The sequence below is a fragment of the Kribbella capetownensis genome, assembly GCF_004331485.1.
GTDB classification, from domain to species: domain Bacteria; phylum Actinomycetota; class Actinomycetes; order Propionibacteriales; family Kribbellaceae; genus Kribbella; species Kribbella capetownensis.
In genome coordinates this window covers 315,627-336,849 of sequence record NZ_SJKD01000007.1, presented here as the reverse complement: position 1 = coordinate 336,849, position 21,223 = coordinate 315,627, and the positions used below count along the sequence as shown (strand labels likewise).

The 21,223-nt window shown below is 69.2% G+C and carries 18 protein-coding genes; 11 read left to right on the top strand and 7 right to left on the bottom strand.

Annotation, left to right across the window (positions count from 1 at the left end; translation table 11 throughout):
- Window positions 1-3 precede the first annotated feature (3 nt).
- From E0H75_RS29625 to E0H75_RS29605, 5 genes are all read right to left on the bottom strand, one after another.
- The gene (locus tag E0H75_RS29625) at window positions 4-576 is read right to left on the bottom strand and encodes a hypothetical protein (RefSeq protein WP_131516971.1); all 573 of its coding nucleotides are present in this window, start codon (window positions 574-576) and stop codon (window positions 4-6) included.
- A 16-nt stretch (window positions 577-592) separates the two neighbouring features.
- Entirely contained in the window at window positions 593-2,623 is a 2,031-nt protein-coding gene (locus E0H75_RS29620) for a DUF6571 family protein (RefSeq protein WP_131516970.1), read from the bottom strand.
- A 156-nt stretch (window positions 2,624-2,779) separates the two neighbouring features.
- Window positions 2,780-3,400 carry a hypothetical protein gene (locus tag E0H75_RS29615; protein WP_131516969.1) on the bottom strand — a complete coding sequence of 207 codons (621 nt, stop codon included), beginning with the start codon at window positions 3,398-3,400 and terminating at the stop codon, window positions 2,780-2,782.
- Window positions 3,375-5,399 carry a hypothetical protein gene (locus E0H75_RS29610; protein ID WP_131516968.1) on the bottom strand — a complete coding sequence of 675 codons (2,025 nt, stop codon included), beginning with the start codon at window positions 5,397-5,399 and terminating at the stop codon, window positions 3,375-3,377. The genes E0H75_RS29615 and E0H75_RS29610 overlap by 26 nt, the downstream gene beginning before the upstream one ends.
- 92 nt (window positions 5,400-5,491) lie before the next feature.
- A complete protein-coding gene (locus tag E0H75_RS29605) occupies window positions 5,492-5,824 on the bottom strand; it encodes a hypothetical protein (RefSeq protein ID WP_131516967.1) in 333 nt (110 codons plus the stop codon).
- A gap of 166 nt (window positions 5,825-5,990) precedes the next feature.
- On the opposite strand from E0H75_RS29605, the gene E0H75_RS29600 reads away from it, so the two are divergent.
- Window positions 5,991-6,296 (top strand): hypothetical protein, encoded by a 306-nt coding sequence (locus E0H75_RS29600; RefSeq protein ID WP_131516966.1) that lies wholly within the window; start codon window positions 5,991-5,993, stop codon window positions 6,294-6,296.
- 90 nt (window positions 6,297-6,386) lie between these two features.
- Here the strand turns inward: E0H75_RS29600 and E0H75_RS29595 are convergent, their stop codons facing one another.
- Together E0H75_RS29595 and E0H75_RS29590 are read right to left on the bottom strand one after the other, a co-directional pair.
- Window positions 6,387-10,955: an FtsK/SpoIIIE domain-containing protein gene (locus E0H75_RS29595; protein ID WP_131516965.1), complete on the bottom strand. Its 4,569-nt coding sequence runs from the start codon at window positions 10,953-10,955 to the stop codon at window positions 6,387-6,389.
- Between the two features lie 64 nt (window positions 10,956-11,019).
- Complete coding sequence (locus E0H75_RS29590; protein WP_131516964.1) at window positions 11,020-11,961, bottom strand: coiled-coil domain-containing protein; 942 nt, start codon at window positions 11,959-11,961, stop codon at window positions 11,020-11,022.
- Window positions 11,962-12,181: 220 nt separating this feature from the next.
- Between E0H75_RS29590 and E0H75_RS29585 the strand changes: the two genes are divergently transcribed.
- The 10 genes from E0H75_RS29585 (at window position 12,182) to E0H75_RS29540 (ending at window position 21,197) form a co-directional block, all read left to right on the top strand.
- On the top strand, window positions 12,182-12,895 hold the full coding sequence (locus E0H75_RS29585) for an SAF domain-containing protein (RefSeq protein ID WP_131516963.1): 714 nt from the start codon (window positions 12,182-12,184) through the stop codon (window positions 12,893-12,895).
- Complete coding sequence (locus E0H75_RS29580) at window positions 12,896-13,696, top strand: CpaE/TadZ family protein (RefSeq protein WP_131516962.1); 801 nt, start codon at window positions 12,896-12,898, stop codon at window positions 13,694-13,696.
- Window positions 13,696-15,003, top strand: coding sequence for a TadA family conjugal transfer-associated ATPase (locus E0H75_RS29575; RefSeq protein ID WP_131516961.1), 1,308 nt, complete (start codon window positions 13,696-13,698; stop codon window positions 15,001-15,003). Before E0H75_RS29580 ends, E0H75_RS29575 begins: the two co-directional genes overlap by 1 nt.
- Complete coding sequence (locus E0H75_RS29570) at window positions 15,000-15,884, top strand: type II secretion system F family protein (protein WP_238163344.1); 885 nt, start codon at window positions 15,000-15,002, stop codon at window positions 15,882-15,884. Before E0H75_RS29575 ends, E0H75_RS29570 begins: the two co-directional genes overlap by 4 nt.
- Window positions 15,881-16,798, top strand: coding sequence for a type II secretion system F family protein (locus tag E0H75_RS29565; RefSeq protein ID WP_131352826.1), 918 nt, complete (start codon window positions 15,881-15,883; stop codon window positions 16,796-16,798). The genes E0H75_RS29570 and E0H75_RS29565 overlap by 4 nt, the downstream gene beginning before the upstream one ends.
- A 28-nt stretch (window positions 16,799-16,826) precedes the next feature.
- Window positions 16,827-17,036, top strand: a complete 210-nt coding sequence (locus E0H75_RS29560) for a hypothetical protein (RefSeq protein WP_238163343.1) — start codon at window positions 16,827-16,829, stop codon at window positions 17,034-17,036.
- A 9-nt stretch (window positions 17,037-17,045) separates the two neighbouring features.
- Window positions 17,046-17,474 (top strand): TadE/TadG family type IV pilus assembly protein, encoded by a 429-nt coding sequence (locus E0H75_RS29555; protein WP_131516960.1) that lies wholly within the window; start codon window positions 17,046-17,048, stop codon window positions 17,472-17,474.
- A 73-nt stretch (window positions 17,475-17,547) separates the two neighbouring features.
- Entirely contained in the window at window positions 17,548-17,922 is a 375-nt protein-coding gene (locus E0H75_RS29550) for a TadE/TadG family type IV pilus assembly protein (protein WP_131516959.1), read from the top strand.
- Window positions 17,919-18,368, top strand: coding sequence for a TadE/TadG family type IV pilus assembly protein (locus tag E0H75_RS29545; protein ID WP_131516958.1), 450 nt, complete (start codon window positions 17,919-17,921; stop codon window positions 18,366-18,368). Before E0H75_RS29550 ends, E0H75_RS29545 begins: the two co-directional genes overlap by 4 nt.
- Window positions 18,369-18,377: 9 nt before the next feature.
- Window positions 18,378-21,197 (top strand): AfsR/SARP family transcriptional regulator, encoded by a 2,820-nt coding sequence (locus E0H75_RS29540; RefSeq protein ID WP_131516957.1) that lies wholly within the window; start codon window positions 18,378-18,380, stop codon window positions 21,195-21,197.
- The last annotated feature ends 26 nt before the right edge of the window (window positions 21,198-21,223 follow it).

Sequence of the window (21,223 nt, the reverse complement as noted above, 5' to 3'; positions counted from 1 at the left end):
CCCCTACTCGGCCGCGACCTTCGTCGCGAGGGCCATGGCATCGACCGGGAGGCTCGGGCTCTGCTCGGCGCCGGCCTTGTCGACGGTGCGGGTGACGAGGACGGAGACGATGGTGTCCTTGTCGCGTCTGGCCCAGACACGCTGGGAGTGGACGACCTCGGAGTCGCGACGCGAAATGGCGTCCCAGCCGGTCATGGTCGCAGGCAGGCCCTTGAGCAAGTGGTACTCGCCCGCCGGCGGCGGTGCCATCTGCCCGACGCAGCGTTTGTTGCCATTGGCCAGGAAATCGTAGTCCTTGGTCGAATCAGCAGGCACGGTGTAGGTGTAGAGATAGGACCTCACCACCGTGTCGCCCAGCGTGTACTGGACGAAATGGGTGTGATCCGCGTTGTCCTGCAGGTGGTTCGGGCCGCCGAGCGTGCAACCGTTGGCCGCGACGATGTCGTCTTCCAGCGGTTCCTGCTCCGGCGAGCCAGGCAGGTCTGCCGCCTCGACGATGCCCGCAATCGGCGCCGGCGGCCCGGCGTCGTCGTCTGTGCAAGCGGTCAAGGATGTGAGCCCGCCGGCAACAGCCAACGTCAGAGCGAGCGCTCTACCCGAAGTAGTCACCGAACTCATTCTTGAGGCTTTCTTTGTAGTCATTCGCGTCCCAGTAGTTGCCGACTCCCTGACGACCACCGTAGAGAGTCCCCAAGGCCTCGGCCTGCGGGGCGTCATGGAGTTGCCTGAACTGGGCGTACGTCAGCATCTGGCCATCCTTGAACAGCGGGCTTTTCTCGACCTGGTCAGGGTGGTTCGCCAGGCCGTTCTCGTAGAGGGTTGTCGCCGTCAGGAACTGCTGCTGCCTGACGGCGTCGTCGACATCGTTGTTCGACTTCTTGACGGCGTTCTTCTCGTAGTGCGCCAGCTTCTCCTTGAGGCCGTCGACACCTGCTGACTTGCCGTCGTCGACGGCCATGTTGATCATCTCCTTGCCGACGCCTTCCGCCATCTTGTCGACGCCGGGGACCGGGATCATGCCGACCGCTGTCTCGCCCATGTCGATCCACTTGCCGACGGCCTCGTCCTTCTCCTTGCCCTCGGCGATGGCCATGTCGCCGTTGGCTTTCAGGAAGAAGCCGTCCAGGTGCGCGTTTTCGCCGATGGCTCCGTGCAGGGCCTCCCTGGCATCGAACCCGTCACGCGGGTGCTTGATCAGGTTCGCGAGGCTGCTGAGCTTCTGCGACTCGTAGCGATTCGTCGCGTTCCGCAGCTCGAGCATGCCGTCCTCGGAGCTCACGGCGAGCACGCCGAACTTGGCGAGCGCGGCCTTGTCGAACAACGGGATGTTGCCGACCTTGCCGAAGGCGTCCAAGGGGATGTCTGCCGCCTCGCTCAGGTCGTCCCCGGCCTTGGCGTCGTCGATGCCGCCCAGACCGTTCACCACCACGTCGGCGCCGACCATGTAGGTGCCGAGGATGTGGGCGAAGTTCTTCGCCGAGTCGCCACGCATGTCCTCTATCAGCGTGCTCATGTCCGTGAGGCTGCCGCGACGCTGCGAGAGCAGGTTGACGGTCGCGCCGGCGAGCTCGGCGGCGTCCTTGGCGTGCGGACCCTTGATGATGTCGGGGTCGGTGCTGGCGACGTCGAGGACGTGGCTGAGGCTCTGGTAGCCGTCGCCCTGCCAGCTGCGGTCCTTGATGTAGTACTTCTGCCGCTCGTTGTCGTCGAAGAAGTCGAGCGCTGCCTCAGGGCTGTTCGCCAGCATGGTGTTCATTGCGATGAGTGGGTCGGTGGTTGCCTGGGGGGCGGCGTCGGACGGGAGCATCTGGTCCCAGAGGAAGTCGGTGCCCATAGCGTCGGGGCGGTTGGTCCACAGGTGGTCCTGGCCCTTGTGGTCGACCCGTTCGTACTTGTCCAGGCCGAGCGCGAGATCCTTGGCGAAGCTGTCGCTGAAGTGCGCGTTGTACATCAGGACGCTGAGGGCCGAGGTGAGGCCGTAGCCCGTCGTGCCGCGGCCGACGTAGTCCTCGGGGTCCTTGGTGGCGGCCTTGACCAGGCCGTCGGCGAAGGACTCGTGCGGGAAGCCGGGCTCCTTCGAGGCGGCGCCGAGACCCTGGCGGTACAGGTCCATCAGGCGCTTCTTGGCCTCGACGTCCTCCGACATCGGCGGCACGCTGGCCTGGCCGACGTTCGACAGGACCCTCAGCGTGTTCTCCGGCCCGAGCTTCTGGAACATCGGCGACATGACCTTGCCGTCGCCGGCGTACGTCGCCAGGATCTCGTTGTAGGCCCGCACCTGCTTCGCGTCGCCGCCAGCGTGCAGGTCCATGCCGCGCTCGGCCAGGGCGTCGCCGAGCAGCGTCTTGGTGTTGTCCAGCGTGTCCTGGTCGACCTGGTACGTCGCGTGTCCCGTGCCCTTGGTGTCCAGCAGGACGGCCAGGTCCAGCCGGGTCTTCAGCTCCGGCTTCTGGTCCTCGAGCCAGGACACCAGCCCGTTGAAGTCCCCGTCCAGGCTGGGCAGCGGGATCGGCGTCTCGTTGCGCGCCGCCTTGGCCCGGCCCTTCACCACCCTGACCAGCGAGTCCAGGTCGTCGTACGCCGCTTTCAGTTTCTTGCTGTCGATCTCGACCGATTCCGGCATGCGTTCCAAAGCCTCCCGAGTATGTCTCGGAACGAGCCTAGAAACGCGACATGTCACAGCGCATCCGCATTATGACGAGTTGGCTATGAGCAGAATCAGACAACTGAAGGGCCCGGCAGCCTGAGCTGCCGGGCCCTTCACATCGGTGGACGCGTCCTATTCGGCGGCGGCCTTCACCGTCAGCGCCTTCGCATCGACCGGCAGGCTCGGGCTCTGCTCGGCGCCCGCCTTGTCGACCGTGCGGGTGACCATCACGGAGACGACGGTTCCGTCGCCCTTGCGGGCCCAGGCGCGCTGGGTGTGGACGACCTGGTTGTCGCTGCGGTGGATGGCGTCGTACCCGGTCGTGTCAGCGGGCAGATCCGTCAGCAGGCTGTACGAGCCCTGCGGTTCCTTCTCGCCCGTGCCGACGCACCGCTTCTGGCCATTGACCAGGAAGTCCCAGTCCTGCTTGAGCTTCCGGGTGTTGGTGTACGTGTAGAGGTACGAGCTCACCTCGGTGTCGCCGAGCGTGTACTTGACGGACTGCTTGTGGTCCGCGCGCTCCTGAAGGCTCATCGAGCCGTCGAGGTGGCACCCGTTCAACGGGATGCCGTCCTCGTCCAGCTTCTCCTGCCTCGGCGAGCCGGGCAGGTCCGAACCCTCCACGATTCCCGCGACCGGTGCCGGCGTCGACGCATCGGCGTCGTCGTCCTTGCAGCTCGTCAGCAACGACAGACCGCAGACGAGGACCAGCGCGAACGCGACCTTCCTAGCCGAAGTAATCGTGGAAATCACTCTTGAGGTCCTCTTTGTACTCGTTCGGATCCCAGTGGTTACCGACTCCATTCAACCCACCGTACAGGTTCGAGCGCACCGTGGACTGCTCGCCGTCGCTGAGTTGCTTGTACTCGTTGTAGCTCAGCATCTGCCCGTCCTTGAACAGCGGCGAGTTCTCGAGCTTCTCGGGATGACTGGCCAGGTCGCTCTCGTAGAGCGAGACAGCGGTGTTGTACTGCTGCTGCTCCACCGCCGACTCGACATCGCCGTTCGACTTCTTCGTCGCGTCCTTCTCGTAGTGGGCGAGCTTCTCCTTGAGCGTGTCGACACCGCTCGACTTGCCCTCGTCGATGGCCAGGTTGACGATGTCCTTCGCCGTTCCCTCGGCCATGCCCTCGACACCGGGGATCTTCACCAGGCCGACGACCGACTCGCCCATGTCGATCCACTTGCCGATGGCCTCGTCCTTCTCCTTGCCCTCGGCAATGGCGACGTCGCCGTTCGCCTTCAGGAACAGACCCTCGAGGTGCGCGTTCTCGCTGATGCCCTTCTGCAGGGCCATTTCACCGTCGACGCCGTCCTTCGGGTGGGTGATGAGATTGGCCAGGCCACCGAGCTTCTGCGACTCGTAGCGGTTGGTCGCGTTGCGCAGCTCGAGCATGCCGTCCTCCGTGCTCATCGCGGCGACGCCGAACTTGGCCAGCGCATCCTTGTCGAACAGCGGGATGTTCACCACGTTGCCGAAGGCATCCATCGTGACGCTGGTGCTCTGGCTCGGGTCGACGCCGTCCTTGTACGCGTACGTCCCCCCGTTCACCGCCTGGTCGGCGCCGACCATGTAGGTGCCGAGGATGTGGGCGAAGTTCTTCGCCGAGTCACCGTGCATGTCGTCGATGAACGTCCGCATGTCCTCGACGCTGCCGCGACGCTGGCTGAGCAGGTTGACCGTGGCGCCGGCGAGTTCGGCCGCGTCCTTGGCGTGCGGGCCCTTGACGATGTCGGGATCCGTGGTGGCGACGTCGAGGACATGGCTGAGGCTCTGGTAGCCGTCGTTCTGCCAGGTGCGGTCCTTGATGTAGTACTTCTGCCGCTCGTTGTCGTCGTAGAAGTCCAGAGCCGCGTTCGGGCTGTTGGCCAGCATCGAGTTCATCGAGATCATCGGGTCGTCGGTGATGTTGCCGGCCTCGTAGGGGACCATCTGGTCCCAGAGGAAGTCGGTGCCCATCGCGTCGGGGCGGCCGCTCCACAGGTGCTCGGTGCCCTTGTGGTCCAGGCGCTCGTACTTGTCCAGACCGGTGGCCAGGTCGGTGGCGAAGGCGTCGCTGAAGTGGCCGTTGTACATCAGCACGCTGAGGGCCGAGGTGAGGCCGTAGCCCGTCGTACCGCGGCCGACGTAGTCCTCGGGGTCCTTGGTGGCGGCCTTGACCAGGCCGTCGGCGAAGGACTCGTGCGGGAAGCCGGGCTCCTTCGAGGCGGCGCCGAGACCCTGGCGGTACAGGTCCATCAGGCGCTTCTTGGCCTCGACGTCCTCCGACATCGGCGGCACGCTGGCCTGCCCGACGTTCGACAGCACCGTCAGGGTGCCCTCGGGGCCGAGCTTCTGGAACATCGGCGACATGACTTTGCCGTCGGTGGTGTACGACGCCAGGATCTCGTTGTACGCCTTGACGAACTTCGGATCGCCGCCGGGCATCAGCTCCTTGCCGCGGTCGGCGAGTGCGTTGCCCAGCATCGTCTTGGTGTTGTCGAGCGTGTCCTTGTCGACCGAGTAGGTCACGTGCCCGGTGCCCTTGGTGTCCAGCAGGACGGCCAGGTCCAGGCGGGTCTTCAGCTCCGGCTTCTGGTCCTCGAGCCAGGACATCAAGCCGGTGAACGTGCTGCCCTCGAGACTGGGCAGCGAGACCGGCGTGTTGTCGCTGGCCATCTTCGCCTGGCCCTTCACGGTGGTGACCAGCGTGTCCAGGCCGTCGTACGCGACCTTCAGTTTCTTGCTGTCGATCTCGACCGACTCCGACATGTTCCAAGCCCTCCCGACTCCGTCAAGGCAAGATTGCGGTGGCGATGACCACCGTGCGTGCCCCGACCATGAGCCGGGACGAATACGTCTAGCTAGATCATCTTGTGGCGCATCGACCACGTGCGCGGCCAGGCGAGCCCGTGCGGGTCCTTGGCGGGTACTTCGTCCGGCTCCTTGTCATGAGCGGACTTGGCCGTCGTCACGGCGTCGTCGAAGGCCGGCATGATCTGCTTGGCCTTGGCGCTGAAGTCGGTGACGAAATCCGTGGCCTTGGCGCACTTCCAGCCGCCGCTGGAGATCGCCGTGGAGATCGAGTCGCCCGGCTGACCCTGGCCGTGGTGGACGGCGTCCCGAGCGTTCGGAATCGTCGTCACGTAGCACGTGTGCAGCGTGTCCTTGTAGAAGTTGTTCTCTTTGTCTGCCATTTCCGCGCCTCCCAGGGGTGACCAGCGCCGATCAGAATAGTTGGCCGAGGGGGCCAATCCGGCGCTGGGCAGCCCCGAGTGCCCCGGTGACCCGCTGTCGTCCTAATGTGCTGCTCATCGGCCGCAGGTCTCCAGGGCGGGGACCGGGACACTTGGAGGTTGGGACATGGCTAAGGCAAACATCGAGGATCTCGAGAACCTGTACGACAAGCTGGTCTCGAGCATGAACTCGTCCGACCAGATCATCGGCGACGTGGACACCGCGCTCTCGCGGGCCAACGAGGAGTGGACCTCGAAGGGCGCCACGGACTTCAACACCGCGTGGGTCGACTTCAAGTCGAGCCTGGTGAAGATGTGCCAGGCGTTCGCTGCCGCGGGCAACGACGTTGCCTTCCAGCAGGAGCACTTCAAGATCGGCGCCAAGGAAGAGGGCCAGCACCGGCAGTTGCCGAAGGTCACCTCCCCGCGCTGACGTCGCGCGACTGTCGGTCCCGTTGCCTGTCAGGGCAGCGGGACCGATCCATGTCCGGGCCCTGTTCCACCAAGGGCCCGGACCTGCGGCCTACTCCTCGAAGGGGACCTGGGTCCAGGCCCAGCCGCCGGGACGGGCGAACACACCCCGGCCGGCCGGCATGGCGGCCGTCGCGGATCGCGGCAGCCGGACGCTGATGACATCGCCGTCGCTGGACGAGCGCGGTGCCAGCAGCAACCCGGTCCGGCCCTTGCGCACCTCCGAAGTCAGACCGCGGTAGTAGCCACTGACCTCGTCGAGACCGCAGGCGACCACCACCGCGTTGCCGGTGTCACGCAGCCGGGCGTAGTGCTGGTTGACGACGTCCGAGATCGCGTGGTCCGGCCCCAGTACGTCGAAGTCGTCCAGCACCACCAGGTGGCGCGACGACACCGACTTCAGCAGCTTGTCGATCTCGGCCGGATCGGTGTCGGCCGTGAAGCGGGCGTTGACGCCGCGCTTGATCCGCGGCGACCGCAGCGGTGAGATGCGTGGTGTGATCAAGATCACCCGCCATCCGCGTTGGGTCGCCTCCTTGACCATGAACGTCAGCGCCGAACTCTTCCCCGACCGCGGCGGCCCGGCCACGATGAAGCCCGGTCCGTCGAGGGCGGGGTCGTAGCGCAGCAACCCCAGCGTGTCGCCGCCGACGCCGACCGCCACCTGGCTCTCGCCGAGCGGCTCGTCCCCGGCCAGCTCGAGTGCGGCCGGGACGCTGATGCTGAGCGGCAGTTCGTCCACCCGCATCGGCCGCTCCGCCAGGGTCAGCTGACCGGCCTCGTCGGTGGCTGTGCGGCCGATCCGTTGCAGTGCCGCGACCTGGGCGACACCCGTTGGGTCCTCGGCCAGCAACGCGAGCTGCACCTCCCGCGGGCGCTCCGCCGCGCGGAAGCCGCGACCGGGCGGCATCGAGGTGGGTACGTCCTTGCTCCGCATGCCGATCACGGCGAAGTCGGCCGAGTCCGGCATCCGGAGCATGATCCGGTCCTCGATCAGAGTGGAGACCCGGCCCATCACGCCGCTGCGGTCCGACGCGACCACGACGCGGATGCCGACGCCTGCGCCTTCCTGGAGCAGCGAGGTGACCTGGTCGATGAGTACGCCGCCGTCCAGAGACTCGAAGGCGGCCACATATCCCTCCAACCGGTCGAGCAGCACGACCAGGTAGGGCAGCCGATCGGCGGGTTCCACAGCGTTGCGCTGCTCGTTGATGTCCGCGAACCCTTGCTGGGCAAGCAATTGCTGCCGTCGCGTGACTTCCGCGTTCAGCAGGCCGAGCAGCCGGTACATCCGGTCGACTTGGTTGCGCTGGACAACGGCCCCGGTGTGCGGCAGCGATAGCATCGGCAGCAGCGCGCCGTTGCCGGCGTCGATGCCGAACAGGTGGACGTCGCGGGGATCGCAGAACCTGCCGACCGCACCGGCGATGCAGCGCAGCGCCGTCGAACGCCCCATCCGGTTGGCACCCGCGATGACCAGATGCCCCGACTTCGGCAGATCCCAGGTTTCGGTGCGCTGGCTCTGCTGGTGCGGGATGTCGGCGAGTCCGATCGGCAGTGGCGGCACCTCTCGTTCGACCCGCTTCGGCAGTTCCAGGTCGTCCAAGGTGATCTCCTCGCCCAGGGCCGGCAGCCAGGGCGACGGGATCGGTGGGATGGCCAGCTTGCTCGTCGCACTGTCGATCGCGCGGACCAGCGAGGTCAGGTCGGTCGGCGTACTCATGTCGTCCTCGTCGTCGACGACGGCCAGCGCCTGTCCCCGGGCCGCCGACATGACGTCGAACGCCTGGACGTTGACGTCGCTGCGGACCTGTTCGCCGCGGGGGCGGCCGCCGACGCGGGCGGACTGGAACGGGATCAGGGACGAGTGGCCGAGGCGGGCCAGCGCGCGGCCCGGCGTCGACTTGGAGATGTGCGCCGCGTCGGAGGCGTCGATGACGTCGGACGAGTCCTGCTGGTCGGTGACCCGCAGCGCGATCCGCAGGTTGGTGTTCGACTTGATCTCGGCCGAGACGACGCCGGACGGACGCTGCGTGGCCAGGATCAGGTGGACGCCGAGGGACCGGCCTCGCCGGGCGATGTCGACCAGGCCGTCGACGAAGTCGGGCAGCTCCGACACCATGGCGGCGAACTCGTCGATGACCAGCAACAGCCGCGGCATCGGCGCGTCGCCGGCTTCCTTGGCGGCCAGGTAGTCGTCGATGTCCTTGGCGTCGGCGTCCGCGAGCTGATGCTCGCGTCGGCGCAGTTCGGCGCCGAGCGACTCCAGCGCGCGGGTGGTCAGGTGGCCGTCGAGGTCGGTGACCATACCGACGGTGTGCGGCAGCAGCTTGCAGTCCTTGAACGCCGCACCACCCTTGTAGTCCACCAGGACGAAGGTGAACTCGTCCGGACGGTTGCCAACGGCAAGCGAAGCGATGATGGTCTGGAGCAGCTCGGACTTACCGGAACCGGTGGTGCCGGCGACCAGGCCGTGCGGACCGTCGGTGCGGATGTCCAGGCTGAAGGTCCCGTCGATGCCCTCGCCGATCACGGCACGGGTGGTCCGGCCACCGGTCGCCCAGCGACCGATGATGTCCTCGCCGGTCGGGTCGTTCAGCCGCAGGACGTCCAGCAGCCGGGAGGAATCCGGCAACGACGATGCGGCTCCGTCGGCCGTGGCGTCGCGGACCGGCGCCAGCGCGCGGGCCAGCCGGTCGCACCAGCTGATCGGCACCAGGTCGGGCTGGATGCCCTCCAGAGTGGCCTCCTGGGTGGTGGCCAGGCTGACCTCGTCCGTCGTACCGATCACCAGCGCACGGCACTCCTCGGGGAGTTGGCGCTGGTCCTCGTCGAGACAGATCAGGAAGATTCCGTAGCGGGGTCCCTGCCGCAGCAAGGTGACGACGCCGCCGTTGCGGCGCAGCTCGTTCGCACCGTCCAGAACGACGACGATCTGGTCGCCGTACGGGATCTGCTGCTCCTCCAGGGCCTTGCGCTGCTCGATCTCGGCCAGCAGCTCGTTCACCCGGCGTCCGGCCGTCTCGGTGTCGGTCGCCACCGACGCGAGCCCAAGCGTGCTGTCGCGGCGGCGCAGGTGCGGCAGCCACGGTGACCAGGTCCAGTTCTCGCGCTGGCCCGGCGTGGTGATCACCGCCATCCGCAGGTTCGCCGGGCTGTGCATGGTGGCCAGCTGGATCACGATCGATCGCGCCACCGCCCGCCGCATGTCGGCCGATCCGGCGATGCCGACCACACCGGTCTTGGCCAGCGGCACGACGGCCGGTACGTCGGGAGCGGTCCAGTGCATCGGTCCCTCGTGCTGCATCCGGGACGGATCCTTGACGGTCACGGCGCTCGGTACGTCGGCCGTACCGATCCGCACCACCAGCCAGTCGGGGTCCTGCGGCCGGCGCTCCCAGAGCCGCGCCCGCGGCCCGTTCGCGAACAGCAGCAGCGATGCCGGGTCGGGGCAGTCGCGGCGCCGGGCGCCGCGCTCCTCGACCAGGCTGTCGAACGCGTCCTGCTCCACCTTGCGCAGGCGGTCGTGGTACTCGGCCAGCTGACGGATGTACTGCGTCTTCTGCATCCGCCGGGAACTGGTGAAGTTCGCGATCATCATCAGCGGCGACATCGCCGCGAACAGCAGCGTGTACGGCGAATGCGTGAACAGGTACGACGCGCCACTCATGAGCAGTGGGGCGAAGACCACCAGGATCGGGATCGGCATCTTGTCCGGCCGGTGTGGCACCCCGGGCAGGGAGAACTCCGTCTTGCGGACCTTGGGCAGCAGCCGCGGCGGCCGGTTGTAGTCCATCGTGGCGCCGTCGCTCGACGGCACCAGGGAGGCGTCCGGTGCGGTGACCGTGGTGAGCTCGAAGTACTGCCGGCCGATGCCGAGCACCATCCCGGGCTCCCACCCGACCTCGGCGGTCACCGGCTCGCGGTCGAGGCGCAGGTACGGCAGCGGGTCCTCCGGGCTGATCGTGTCCCGCGACGTGCTGAGGCTCTCCATCGACTGCTTCTTGCGCTGCCACCAGCGCCGCTTGGGCGGCTCCGGGAGCTGGTCGCCGACGATGATCGGTCCGTCCAGTGGGACCCGCCGTTCCGGTGCGGGGATGGTGCCGAAGTCGGTCGCCGCAGGCCTGATCCGGACTTCGCCGTACACGTCGACGTCGAGGTAGACGGCGACCTCGGGAGAGTCCGGGACCAGCGGAAGTGCCGAATGCTCCAGGCCGAGTTGGTACGAGCCGACGCTGAGGCGGTGGACGAGCCCGGATCCCTCGCCGCCGGTGCAACGCAGATCGACCGCACCGGCCGGCTCGATGCTGGGGTCGGCGACCGGTCCGCCGACGCCGATCACTGCTCCGTGCCGCACCGCGGAGGACTTCAGGACGGTGTCGTCCGGCAGGCGTACGCCGCGGAGGAACAAACCTGGTGCCCCCGGACCCGATTCGCCGGTGATGCTCGGCGCGCTCCGCAGCAGCCGGACGGAGGCGTCCGCTGCGTCGGGCGTGGGTCCGGCGTAGTTGTTCGCCAGGGCTCCCGCCAGGTCGCCGATGGTGGTGTCGTCCTCGGCGTCGATGGTGAGGTCCCGGGCCACACCGGTCCGGGCGTCTACGGCGGTCAGGAACAGCAGCACTGTCAGGGCTCCCTCATCGGCCTCTCGAACCTCCGCAGTCTAGGACCGTGCAGGGGGCGCGGGTTCAGCCGGACAGCAGGGCGGTCCGTTCGGCGGTGAGCGCGTCGGTCTCGGCGAGGATCTCGGTCCGGCGGACCGCGAGGTCGTCGGCCACCTGGCGCACCACGTCTCGGGTGCGGGGGATCTGCTTGCGCGTCTGCAGTACGAGGACGAAAGCCTTCACGTCGAGACCAGGGCGATCCAGCCAGACGTCAAGCAGGCGAGCGCCGGCGTCCAGCGGCTGCCCGGATCGCAGTGGCCGGCGTTCGCCGTACGTCCGGAGCTCGTCGCTCAGCTTCAGCACGCAGCGATCGGCGTACGCCGCGGCGCCGTCAACAGCCTGCAGTTCGTCGAACTTCGCCTTGCCGGACAAGATTCCGCCGCCTGCCAGGTCGCTCGCGGCCGCCACCGTCGCCCGGCCCACCAGGAACTCGAGGGTGTCCAGGGCGCGATCCGACCACCCGACGCTGGTGAGCAGGTCGTCGGTCTCACGCAGGCGTACGGCGAGGTCCTCGAGTTCGGTGCCGATCACACGCAGGCGGTCGGCGGTGTCGTCCCCGGCCGTGAGTAGGCCGGATTCCTTGTCGTCCAGCGCGGCCACGTAGTCGTCGGCGACCAGCTGCAGGTCGTCGTGCCGGGCTCGCGCGTCGTCCAGTTCGGTGCGCGTCTCCTCGAACCGGCGGCGGGCGTCGTCGTACCGGTCCTCGGCCTCGTAGAGCTCCGCGCGGAGGTCCTCGAGTTGCTGTTCCTGGCCGCGGCCGAACAGTGATCCGAGCCAGGATCCGGTCTTCCGTTCCAGCCGGTCCAACTGGTCGTAGCCGTGGGCAACTTTCTTGTCCCAGTGCCTGGTCTCGCCGTACAGGTTGTCCATTCGGCGCTGCAGCCGGTGGATCGTCTCGCTCAGCGGCTGCAGCTCCGCGCGGGCAGCGCGTCCCGCCGCGATGCGTTGCTCCACGCGATCCGCCATACCGGCCATTCGATCATCGCGCGGGTCCACCGTCCGGATGACCCCGAAAATCGATGACGGAGAGTAAGATCAAGGGTGCTGAGGGTGCCCGTTTCGGGACCTCGGGTCCGGTGCGAGATGACCCCGGACAGACGGTAAGGTCAGAGGCTGCCAGACGAGGGCTTAGCGCCGAATCCGGTGCCGGAACGGCCCGCGAAGGATCCAGAAGGAAGTAGGGCAGATGTCCACCACCGGCACCGAGATGGTCGACCGGCAGCGCCAGCGTGCCAACCGAGCCTCGAACCGTAGTCCGGGCGGAAGACTGCCGACCGCGTCCAAACGGCGCCGGCCGACGCTCGCAGCGCTCGCGGCTCTGCTGATCGTCGGCGGCGCGCTGATCGCCGGTGTGCTCGCGGTCCGGATGGACGAACGGGTCGCGGTGGTGCAGGTGGCGCGCGACGTCAGCGTCGGCTCGAAGATCACCAAGGAGGACCTGGCCCAGACCCGGGTGTCCGGTGACAACCTGAACCTGATCCCGGCCGACGACGTCGACAAGATCCTCGGCAGGTACGCCAAGGTCAACCTGGTCAAGGGCCAGTTGCTCGACGGATTGCAGACCACCAGGTCCTCCCCGATCTCCGACGACAAAGCCGCGGTCGGCGTCGTGCTGCTCGACGGCCGGGTGCCGGCCACCGGGCTGATGCCCGGCGACGAGGTCCGGCTGATCAAGATCGGCCAGGGCAACACGCCGGCGACCGAGCTGGGCGACGCCGTCGTGCTGGACTCGCCGCAGTCCGCCGACGAGGGCAGTGGCCTGGGCAAGGACACTGCCGACGCGCAGACCGCGACGATGCTGGTCGACCGGGCCGACGTCACGAAGATCACCGATGCCTCAGGCAACAACCGGATCGCGGTCGCGCTGCTGAAGAGCGGCACGTCACTGGGAGACAAGTAGATGGGCTTGTACGTCATCGCCTCGGCGAAGGGCTCGCCGGGGGTGACCACGACGTCTGTGGTGCTGGCCGGCGCGTGGCCGGTGGAGCCGGTGCTGGCGGACCTCGACCCGGCCGGAGGCGATGTCGCACTGCGGTACCGGGACGAGGCGGGTGCGCCGCTCGACCCGGATCGGGGCCTGCTGTCGCTGGGCGCCGGCGTCCGCCGGGGTAGCGGCGAGGCGCTGCTGACCGACCACGTGCAGCGCGTCTCCGGCGGCCTGCAGGTGCTGACCGGCGTGACGTCGCCGAGCCAGGTGCAAGGCCTCGGCCCGGCCTGGTTGCACCTGGCCCGACTGCTGCGCTCGGACCCCGAGGGCCGCGACGTGATCGCGGACTGCGGCCGGCTGATGCCGGGCTCCGCGACCGTGCCGGTGCTGCAGAACGCGGACGCCGTACTGATCGTGGCCCGTCCGACGGTCGAGGGGCTCGCGCACCTGCGGGAGCGGCTGCACAGCTTCGCCGACGTGCTCCAGTTCGGCCAGTACGAGGCGGTCCCGGTGGGCGTCGCTCTGGTCGCGTCGTACCGCGACGGCCGGGTGACCGGGGACGTGCAGTCGATCCTGGAGCGCTCGCGGTTGCCGGTCTCCGTGCTGGGCATCATCGCCGAGGACGAGAAGGCCGCCGAGGCCATCCGGCTGGGCGACGGCCACCGGGCCCGCAAGTCGCTGCTGGTGCGGTCGGGTGCCGAGGTGGCCGAGCGGCTGCACCGGCTGGGCCGCCCGGCGCCGACGCCACAGAACGCGGAATGGGGTGTCGCCTGATGGACCAGTCGCTGGTACGCCGCCTCCGCGAAGAGGTCGCCGAGGTCCTGGCCCGGCAGCGCCGCGAGGACGCCGCCAACGGCCTGCCGCAGATGTCCGCGGAGGACGAGCGCCAGTTCGCGCGCGCGGTTGTCGGCCGGGTGCTGGAGACGCACGCCCGGGCCGAGATCGCCGCCGGCCGGACCCCACCGGGTGCGTCCGAGGAGCATGACCTTGCCGACGGCATCCATGCCGCACTGTTCGGCGTCGGCCGGCTGCAGCCGCTGCTCGACGACCCGATGGTGGAGAACATCGACATCAACGGCTGCGACCGGGTCTTCATCGGGTTCGCCGACGGCCGTGAGGAGCTGGGCGATCCGGTCGCCGAGTCCGACGACGAGCTGGTCGAGCTGATCCAGACGCTGGCGGCGTACTCCGGCCTGGCCAGCCGGCCGTTCGACTCGGCCAACCCGCAGCTCGACCTGCGGCTGCCCGACGGCAGCCGGTTGTCGGCGCTGATGGGTGTCTGCCCCCGCCCGTCGGTCTCGATCCGTCGCGCCCGGCTGACCCGGGTGTCGCTGGAGATGCTGATCGAGTACGGCACGATGACTCCGGACCTGGCGTCGTTCCTGTCCGCCGCCGTCGCGGCCCGCAAGAACATCATGATCGCGGGCGCCACGAACGCCGGGAAGACGACGCTGCTGCGGGCGCTGGCCAACGAGATCCCGCCGGACGAGCGCCTGATCACGGTCGAGCGCTCGCTGGAGCTGGGCCTCGGCGAGTTCGAGGACCTGCACCCGAACGTGCTGGCGACCGAGGAGCGGCTGCCGAACAGCGAGGGCCAGGGCGCCATCGTGATGGCCGAGCTGGTCCGCCGTTCGCTGCGAATGAACCCGAGCCGGGTGATCGTCGGCGAGGTGCTCGGCGACGAGATCGTCACCATGCTGAACGCGATGAGCCAGGGCAACGACGGCTCGCTGTCGACCATCCACGCGAACTCGTCGCTCGAGGTGTTCAACCGCATCTGCACCTACGCGATCCAGTCGGCCGAGCGGCTGCCGGCCGATGCCACCATGATGCTGATCGCGGGCGCGATCGACTTCGTCGTGTTCGTTGAACGACGCAACGACTTCTCCTCCGGTGGCGGGCTGCGCCGGATCATCACCTCGGTCCGCGAGGTCAACGGCGTGGACGGCCGGGTGCTGTCCAGCGAGATCTTCCAGGCCGGGCCCGACGGCATGGTCCAGCCGGCCGCGCCGATCAGTTGCCTGGCCGAGCTCCAAGCGGCCGGGTACCAAGCGAGCGCTCCGGCTGGGTGGGCGTCGTGACCGTCCCGTCCCTGGACCTGATGCTGATCGTGCTGCTGGGTGCGGTCATCGGCGGCGCGATCCTGATGCTCGTCTGGGCGCTGATCCCGCAGACCGGACCCGAGGTGATGCGGGGGCCGTCGTCGATCGTCACCCATCTGCGGACCGCGGGCACGCGGCTCCCGATCGCGGTCGGTGCGGCGCTGCTGGTGCTGTTGCTGACCCAGTGGCCCGTCGCCGCCGCGGCGACCGGGGCGCTGGCGTTCGCCTGGCCGGCCCTGTTCGGTGGCGCGGCGGCGGAGTCGAAGGCGATCGCGCGGCTGGAGGGATTGGCGGCCTGGACGGAGTCCCTGCGTGACACCGTGGCCGGAGCCGTCGGCCTCGAGCAGGCGATCCCGGCGACGGCGTACGCGGCATCTCCCGCGATCCAGACGGAACTGACCGCACTCGCGGACCGTCTCAGGGTGCGTGTGCCACTACCGCAGGCGTTGCAAAGGTTCGCCGACGAGATGAACGACTCCAGTGTCGACCTCATCGTCGCCGCGCTGATCCTGAACGCGCGTCTGCGCGGCCCGGGCCTGCGCGACGTACTGAGCTCGTTGTCGGAGTCGGCCCGTGCCGCCGTCGAGATGCGGCAGCGGGTCAACGCCGGCCGCCGTAGTACTCGGCGCAGTGTGCAGATCGTCATGGTCGTGACCGTGGCGTTCGTGCTCGGCCTGTCGCTGTTCAACCGCAAGTACGTCGAGCCGTACTCGACGGCACTGGGTCAGCTCGTGCTGATGACGATCCTCGGGTTGTTCGCGGTCGGCTTCCTGTGGCTGCGCCGGCTGGCCAGCTTCGAGACACCGCAACGCTTCCTGCATGCCAGGGACCGGGTGCCGGACGGAGGTGGTCGCGGATGACGCTCGTCATGCTCGGCGGCGCTCTGGCCGGACTCGGTGTGCTGGTCCTGATCCGTCTGGTCGGCAACTCCGCGCCCAGCGGTGCGGCCGGCCTCTTGCAACTCGACGCGGACATGCGCCGGTACCGCAACGAGGTCAGCCTCACGGCCGACCGGCGGCACCAGGAGGAGTCGCTGCGGATGCGGCGGCTGGGCTCCGGCATGCGCCGCGCGCTCGAGGCGCGAGGCATCCGGGTGCCGGTGTCGCTGTCGGCCGATCTGGGCATCGCCGGCCGGTCGCTGGAGACGCATCTGGCCACCAGCCTCGTCGGCGCCGTGGTGGGTTTCGTCGCCCCGACGGTGATGCTGATTCCGCTGAGCATCGTCGGCGCCGGCCTGCCGGGCTTCGTGCCGATCTGGCTCGGGATCGTCGGCGCGGTGGTCGGTGCCATCCTGCCGACACTCCAGCTGCGGACCAAGGCCGCGGACCGGCGCCGTGACTTCCGCCATGTGGTCAGCGCCTTCCTCGACCTGGTCGCGATGAACCTGGCCGGCGGCCGCGGTGTGCCGGAGGCGTTGTCGTCGGCGTCCGGGATCAGCGACGGCTGGGCGTTCGTCCGGATCCGGGACACGTTGGAGACCGCCAGGCTGCAGGGGGTCACCCCGTGGGCGGCACTCGGCGAGCTCGGTGACGAACTCGCGATCGACGAACTACGTGACCTGTCGGCCGCACTCGCCCTGGTCGCCGAGGACGGCGCCAAGGTGCGCGACTCGCTGGTCGCCCGTGCTGTGTCGATGCGCCGGCGCGAACTGGCCGACACCGAAGGCCGTGCCCAGGCGCGGTCCCAGTCCATGTTGATGGCCCAGATGTTGCTCTGTGTCGGCTTCCTGCTCTTCCTGACGTATCCAGCTGTTGCCCGGGTGGTCGGACTGTGAACCGTCCCACCGGTCCCGAGGAGGGAAAATGATGATGTTCAACCCCAACAACCCGACCGTCATGTTCATGCGGGTCTTCATCGCCGCGCGCATCCAGCGTGCCCGCCGGCTCGAGGGTGGTGCCTCGGCGCTGGAGTGGGTGCTGATCTCGGCGCTGCTGATCGGTGTCGCGCTGGCCGTCGGCAAGATCATCCTGGACAAGCTGACCAAAAAGGCCGACAGCCTGGACCTGGGCTGACCGACGGCGATGACGGTTCGGCGGTGGGCCCGGGCGATCCGGGGCAGGTGCACCCGTGCACGGCGGGACGAGCGCGGCGCGAGCAGCGTCGAGCTGGTTCTGTACGCGCCGATCCTGATGCTGGCGATCTTCCTGACCATCCAGTTCTCGCTGATCTACCTGGGCAACCAGGCGGCCTCGGCCGCGGCGCGGGAGGCGGCCCGGGTGGCCCGGACCTCGCTCGACCGGGGCAAGGCGGAGGCAGCCGGCCGCGCCTACACCGACCACATCGGCCAGGGAATCCTGGAGGACGCGCAGGTGACGGTGACACCGGTCGGCGCCGATCAGGTGCGGGTCGAGGTCACCGGGCACGCGCAGAAGATCACGCCGTTCCTCGATCCACCGACCGTCACCCAGGTCGTGCAAGGCCCACTGGAGGAGTTCCGTGCGGACAACTGACCTGAGAGGGCGTCCGAGAACTCTTAGCCGTGTCTCCGGTCGTCGCCGCCGTCGCCGGACCGACCGCGGTTCGATGGCGGTGGAGATCGTGCTGCTCGCACCGGTGATGATGGCCTTCATGATGCTCGTCGTGGCCGGCGGCCGGTACGTCGCGGTCCGCGGCGACATCGAGGCGGCCAGCCGGGACGCGGTCCGCGCGGCCAGCCTGGAGCGGACGGAGGCGGCTGCCCAAGCCACCGCCGTCGACACCGCCGACGCCCAGTTGCAGGACGTCGGTCAGTGCCAGAACGCCACCCTGAGCGGGAACTTCGTGTCCGGCGGGACCATCACCGTCAGCATCACCTGCCAGGTCTCGTACGACGGCCTGGGCCTGATCGGGCTGCCCGGGTCGAAGACCGTCACGATCGAGAGCTCGGCCCCGATCGATCTGTACCGGAGGACCGGATGAACAGGCTGCTGCGGCGGCTGCACCACGCTGTCGCCCGCGGGCGACAGCGTGGTGAGCGTGGATCCGCCACCGTCTTCATGCTCGGCTTCGCCGCCGTCCTGCTGGTCGGCGCCGGGCTGGTCGTCGACGGAGGTCTGGCCCTGAACCAGCGCAGCCGGCTGACCGACGACGCCGAGCAGGCCGCCCGCGCCGGCGCCAACGCGATCGACGTGGCCGCACTGCGCGACCGCGGCGAACTGGTGGTCGACTCCGGCCAGGCGCGCGCGGTGGCCACCAACTTCCTCGCCGGACGCGGCTACACCAACATCCGGGTCACCGTGAACGGCAACCAGGTGACCGTATCCGCCGACACCACCGTCGACACCGCGATCCTCGGTCTGGTCGGCATCAACAAGTTCGATGTGCACGGCACCGCTGTCGCCGAGCCCGAGACCGAAATCGGCTAGGAGACACCCATGACTCAGCAGAAGGCCGGCCGATTCGTGGCGAGCCCACCCGACCCGTCGCGCTTCACTCAGGAGCGGCCGCCGGAACCGCGCTCGGCCGGCCAGACCGCGCTCGCCGCGCTCGCACTCCTGCTTCTCGTGATCGGCGTACCGCTGGCCCTGTGGGCCCTGACCGGCCCGCCGCCGTTGCCGTCGGGCTGGCCGAGCCGCGAGGACCTGACCGCACCGATCGGTGTGGACGCACTGCTCACGGTGCTGCGCGCCGTGGTGTGGATCGCCTGGCTGCACTTCGTCGTGTGCGTGATCGCCGAGATGGCCAGTGCCGTCCGTGGCCGTGGTGTCCCGGTGGCAGTCCCGCTGGGCGGTGGCAGCCAGCGACTCGCCCGAATCCTGGTCAGCGCCCTGTTGCTGACCGGTATCGCGGCCGGACAGGCAGCGGCAGCCACCGGGCACAGTTCCGGTGCGCCGACAGAGACCAAGTCCCAGGTCACCATCAGCGCGACGACGCAGCAGCAGCCTGCGCCGGAGGAGAACGCGCAGGTCGACCACAACCGCTTCGGCGGGGCTCCGACCACGACGGTGGCCACGAACCAGAACAATCCGCTGGCCGGCAAGAAGGTCTACACGGTCAAGGCACCGGTCGGGCACCACCACGACAGCCTCTGGGACATCGCCGAGAAGCACCTCGGTGACGGCCGCCGGTACAAGGAGATCTACGAGCTCAACAAGGAGCGGGTCCAGCCCGACGGCAGTCACCTGCACCTGGCCCGGCTGATCATGCCGGGGTGGGACCTGATCATGCCCGAGGACGCCGTCGGCGTCAGCCGGGTGCCGCTGGAGACCGCGACCCCGCCGGCCACGGTGACGACGCACACCGAGCAGCCCGGCAACCCCACCACGACCGAGTCCGGTTCGACAGTCGAGCAAGGGGCACAGACCCCGACCATCCAGCAAGGCGAAGAAGCCGGTACGACGACGGCGGGTGACCACCACGCGGTCCACGCCGGCGACGCGCAGGAGGACTCGCGCTGGCGGCTGCCCGCCGACCTGCTGGGCGGTGGACTGGTTGGCGCTGGTCTGCTCGGCCTGCTGCTGATCGAGCGGTACCGGCGCCGCGGACGTGACCCGGAGGCAACGGCCACGACAGCCGAGGTGGCGCTGCGGGTCGGTGCGGACCCCGAGCGCTCCGACGCACTCGACCGCGTGATGCGTGCGCTGGTGCGTCAGTGCGAGGCAGCCGGACAGCCCCTGCCGCCGCTGTTCGGTGCGCTGGTCGACGACGACGGCGTGGAGCTGCTGCTCGCGCCGGCCCAGGGCAACCCGCCCGCGCCGTGGCAGGACATCGACAACGGCCGGCGCTGGCGGATCTCCGGGACCGACATCCCGACCGACCTTTCCGGTCCCGCGCCGTTCCCCGCCCTGGTCTGCCTGGGCCGGGACGAGTACGACCGTGACGTTCTGGTCGACCTCGAGGCGGCCAGCGGCGCGCTGAGCCTGGAAGGTGACCCGGTGGTGGCCCGTGAGGTCGCCACGTCGGTCGCGGTGCAGCTGGCAACCAACCCGTGGACCGACATGCTCCGCGTGACGACCTCCGGCCTGCCGGAGGCGATCGAGGACGTGCTCGGCGAGCGCCTGCGCGTGGTCGACGACATCGAAGCGGTCATCCCGGACCTCGAGCGGGGCACGGTGGAGACCGAGGTGCTGGCCGGCCGGGTGAGCCGCTCGGCCGAGGCAGCCCCGCAGTACGTCGTCCTCGGTGCACCTCCGCGTGAGGACACCGCGAACCGGCTGGGCGCCCTGGCGGCGCGGACGCGGGCTGGGTTCGGCCTGATGGTCGCCGGTGCTGTGCCGGGCGCGCGGTGGCAGTTGCGGGTGGACGAATCGGGCACGTTGCGCATCCCCGCGCTCGGCCTGACGCTGTCGGCCAGCCGGCTGTCCGAGCCGACGGTCGACTCCCTGACCGAGCTGCTGGGTGCCGCGCGGACTCCGACCCCGACGCCGACCGGGCCGAGCCGGGTCCGGCTCCCGAGCAGTGGCCGCATCGGCGACGACTCGAGCTGGTCGACCGCGACCGTGCGGATCGGCGTCCTCGGACCGCTGGACGTCCGGGCGCCCAACCGGCTGGAGGCGGAGCGGGTCCCGCTCGCCACCGAGATCGTGGCGTTCCTGGCCCTGCACCCCGGCGGCGTGCACCCGAGTGTGCTCGGCGCCTCGGTCTGGCCGCGTGGCGTCACGCCCGAGGTTCGGGACGGTGCCGTGGAGCGGGTGCGCCAGTGGCTGGGCACCGACACCGTCGGCGGTCACCACCTGCGCCAGGACGCCTCGGGCCGGCTCGCGCTGGGTCCGGAGGTCGCTGTGGACTGGGACTGCTTCACCGAGCTGGCCCGGCGCAGCCGGACCGCCCAAACTGTCCGGGACGAGCGCGAGTTGCTGCGTCGCGGCCTGCATCTGGTGCGTGGTGCGTTCCTCAGCGGCCGTCCACGTGGTGGCTACTCGTGGATCGCCCGGGTGCATCTCGAGCGGCTGGTTCCGGACGTCGTCGTCGACACCTCGCATCGGCTGTGGGAGCTGGCGATGAACGCGGACGACGCGGCGGGTGCGGTCAGCGCCGTACAGGCTGGTCTGCGGCTTGCCGACAGCTCCGACCTGCTGTGGCGTGACCTCCTGACCGCCGAGTTCCGGTACGGCGGTACGGCGGCGGCCGAGCGGATCGTCGAGGCCCTCGGCGACCGCATCCAGCGGTACGGCCTGGTCCTCAGCCCCGAGACCGAGGCCCTGATCGAGGACATCCTGCCCGCAACGGCACCCCGCTCCCGCCACGCCGGCTGACGAGTACGCCGGCCCGGTCCGGGCCG

Excerpts from the sequence above, each read along its gene's own strand:
- E0H75_RS29550 (WP_131516959.1), top strand. The coding sequence starts at position 17,548 with ATGGCGGTGGAGATCGTGCTGCTCGCACCGGTGATGATGGCCTTCATG.
- E0H75_RS29610 (WP_131516968.1), bottom strand. The coding sequence starts at position 5,399 with ATGTCGGAGTCGGTCGAGATCGACAGCAAGAAACTGAAGGTCGCGTAC.
- E0H75_RS29580 (WP_131516962.1), top strand. The coding sequence starts at position 12,896 with ATGGGCTTGTACGTCATCGCCTCGGCGAAGGGCTCGCCGGGGGTGACC.
- E0H75_RS29585 (WP_131516963.1), top strand. The coding sequence starts at position 12,182 with ATGTCCACCACCGGCACCGAGATGGTCGACCGGCAGCGCCAGCGTGCC.
- E0H75_RS29555 (WP_131516960.1), top strand. The coding sequence starts at position 17,046 with ATGACGGTTCGGCGGTGGGCCCGGGCGATCCGGGGCAGGTGCACCCGT.
- E0H75_RS29600 (WP_131516966.1), top strand. The coding sequence starts at position 5,991 with ATGGCTAAGGCAAACATCGAGGATCTCGAGAACCTGTACGACAAGCTG.
- E0H75_RS29620 (WP_131516970.1), bottom strand. The coding sequence starts at position 2,623 with ATGCCGGAATCGGTCGAGATCGACAGCAAGAAACTGAAAGCGGCGTAC.
- E0H75_RS29605 (WP_131516967.1), bottom strand. The coding sequence starts at position 5,824 with ATGGCAGACAAAGAGAACAACTTCTACAAGGACACGCTGCACACGTGC.
- E0H75_RS29540 (WP_131516957.1), top strand. The coding sequence starts at position 18,378 with ATGACTCAGCAGAAGGCCGGCCGATTCGTGGCGAGCCCACCCGACCCG.
- E0H75_RS29590 (WP_131516964.1), bottom strand. The coding sequence starts at position 11,961 with ATGGCGGATCGCGTGGAGCAACGCATCGCGGCGGGACGCGCTGCCCGC.
- E0H75_RS29575 (WP_131516961.1), top strand. The coding sequence starts at position 13,696 with ATGGACCAGTCGCTGGTACGCCGCCTCCGCGAAGAGGTCGCCGAGGTC.
- E0H75_RS29565 (WP_131352826.1), top strand. The coding sequence starts at position 15,881 with ATGACGCTCGTCATGCTCGGCGGCGCTCTGGCCGGACTCGGTGTGCTG.
- E0H75_RS29560 (WP_238163343.1), top strand. The coding sequence starts at position 16,827 with ATGATGATGTTCAACCCCAACAACCCGACCGTCATGTTCATGCGGGTC.
- E0H75_RS29545 (WP_131516958.1), top strand. The coding sequence starts at position 17,919 with ATGAACAGGCTGCTGCGGCGGCTGCACCACGCTGTCGCCCGCGGGCGA.